This window comes from Kitasatospora sp. NPDC088134, from assembly GCF_044741705.1.
GTDB lineage: Bacteria > Actinomycetota > Actinomycetes > Streptomycetales > Streptomycetaceae > Kitasatospora.
Genome location: NZ_JBIUTD010000019.1, coordinates 141,429 through 143,690 on the forward strand (window position 1 = coordinate 141,429; position 2,262 = coordinate 143,690).

Annotated in this window: 2 protein-coding genes and 1 pseudogene; 1 reads left to right on the plus strand and 2 read right to left on the minus strand. The window is 73.4% G+C overall.

Annotated elements, in window-relative coordinates:
• Positions 1-117: 117 nt before the first annotated feature.
• Positions 118-843, minus strand: a complete 726-nt coding sequence (locus ACIOHG_RS26405) for a DUF4386 domain-containing protein (protein WP_400954094.1) — start codon at positions 841-843, stop codon at positions 118-120.
• A gap of 113 nt (positions 844-956) precedes the next feature.
• On the opposite strand from ACIOHG_RS26405, the gene ACIOHG_RS26410 reads away from it, so the two are divergent.
• Complete coding sequence (locus ACIOHG_RS26410) at positions 957-1,688, plus strand: TetR/AcrR family transcriptional regulator (RefSeq protein WP_400954095.1); 732 nt, start codon at positions 957-959, stop codon at positions 1,686-1,688.
• A 130-nt stretch (positions 1,689-1,818) separates the two neighbouring features.
• On the opposite strand, the pseudogene ACIOHG_RS26415 reads toward ACIOHG_RS26410, so the two are convergent.
• Positions 1,819-2,113, minus strand: a pseudogene (locus ACIOHG_RS26415) (IS701 family transposase); the annotation flags it as partial.
• Positions 2,114-2,262: the final 149 nt, after the last annotated feature.

The window sequence follows — 2,262 nt, forward strand, 5'->3', positions numbered from 1 at the left end:
GGGCCCCCCGCGGGCGCGGGCGCTCCTGCACGGGTGGGGCCGGGGGGCGCGCACGCCCACCGGGTGAGCCGGGTTCGCGGGGGACGGGGGGGCGGCCGACTCCCCCCGCGCCGGCGCTCAGCCGGTGAGGGACGGAGCGGTCGCGGTGGTCGGCTCGCCGGGGCGACCGTCGGGCCGGGCCGGGGCGAAGCCCTTCACCAGGAGCCGGACGGCCAGCGTGACCTCCCAGGCGAAGACCGGGAGGGCGGCCAGTGAACCCGCCGTCGACACCTGCGGGTAGACACCGAACAACACCGCCACCGCCGAGGCGAGGATCAGCGCGCCACCGACCAGCCCGAGCAGGGCGACCGGGCGCGGCACCAGCCGGGAGCGGTGCATCAGGAACGCGAGTGCCAGCGAGTTGGCGCCGAGGACGACGTTCGGACCGAGCAGGAACGTCCAGTCGTGGACGGCGACCAGGGCGCGGGCGGCGGTGGCCGCCTCGGCGCCGGCGTCCCGCCGCAGGGTCACGACGGCGAGCATCCCGACGATGCCGACCGTGATCACCGCGGCCTCCAGCAGTCGCCCGCAGACGTAGCCGAGCGCCACCGCCTCCTGGTGCCGGCGCAGCACGGGGTACAGGACCACCCCGGTACCGATCACCGCCAGCACCAGCACCACCTCGCACAGCGCCCCCGCCGCCACGTGGCCGTCCACGCCGGGACCGGCCACGTACGCGGCACCGTCCAACGCGGGCCGGTACAGCAACATGCCCGCGATCGCCGCGACTTCGGTCACCAGGAACAGGACGCCCGCGACCACCGCCGTCCCCCTGTCCGTCCGCCTGCCCACGGTCGAGTCCACCAGGACCAGCCCCCTTCCACCCCACGTGGTGTACGGCGTACACCTGAGGCTTACCGTAGGCGTACGCCGTACACTCGTCAAGCCGACGAGGGAGACGCGGAAGGAGACCGAGGATGAGCGAGAGCGAAGGGGCGCGCACCACGCCCAACCGCACCCCACCCAACCGCACCCCGCTGAACCGGGTGCGGGTGCTGCGCGCCGCCGTGGCGTTCGCCGACGGCGAGGCGGGCGGCATCGATGTGCTGAGCATGCGCAAACTCGCCCAGGAGCTGGGCGTGGTGCCGATGGCGCTCTACAAGCACGTCGCCAACAAGGAGGAGCTGCTCGCCGGCATGGTCGACGCCGTGGTCGGCGAGATCGACCCGCCGGCCCCCGGTGCCGACTGGAAGGGCGCCGTGCGCGAACGCGTCCTCTCCGCCCGCCGGGCCCTGCGCCGCCACCCGTGGGCGCCGCGCGTGATCGAGACCCTGCCCGCGCCGACACCCGCGATGCTCGGCCACCTGGATACGGTGATCGGCCTGTTCCGGGCGGGCGGACTCTCCGCCGACCTCACCCACCATGCGATGCACGCCCTCGGCGGGCGCGTCCTGGGCTTCACTCAGGAGCTCTTCGAAGCCTCCCCGGGTCCGGAGCAGGCCGCTCCTGACCCCCGTCCGGCCCTCCACTACCCGAACATCGCCGAGATCGCGGCCTCCGCCGCCCACGGCGAGGACGGTGCGGCGGTCGGCGGCGGCTGCGACGATCAGTTCGAGTTCGAGTTCGCCCTGGACGTGCTGCTCGACGGCATCGGCCTTCTGCACCAGGCCGGTTGGACCTCGGCGGGGGCCCGCCGCGGGGCCCGGTGACGGCGCGCCCAGGGGTGCCGAACACCGCCCACGACCACTCCTCGGCGCACCGTGGTCCTGGGCACCTTGGGCTCAGTACTGCAACGGTGCTTACTGTGACGAGGCTTCAGCTCTGGGGCTGTGGCCTCGTCACGCCGCCCGGATCGGCCAGGTACTCGACCACGTCCTCGCGAACGTCCTCGAGCACCCGGTCCGCGTCCCAGTCGATCCCGTCCAGCAGCCGCTGGATCCGGGCCGCCATGGCCGGCGTCCTCGGCCACCGTCCACCCGTTCTTGCGCTCCAGCGGTGCCAGCAGCCCCCGCATGTAGGCCGGTGCCGACTCCCGCGGCCCACTCCGCGCGAACCGGTGGGCAAACCGCCCGTGCAGCCCAGCCGACCCGTCCGACCAGCGACGAGCATCGACCTCGGATATGTCCCCACCCATGAACGGGCCCAATGAGCGATCTCGACAACCGTCACGGTGAGCACCGTTGCCGTCCTAGGTTCTGTCCGTGCGATCATGAGCGGAGCCAGATGGCCAGGGCGGCGGCCGTGACGGTGCCGAGGAAGACGTACACGCGCTTGTCGTACCTG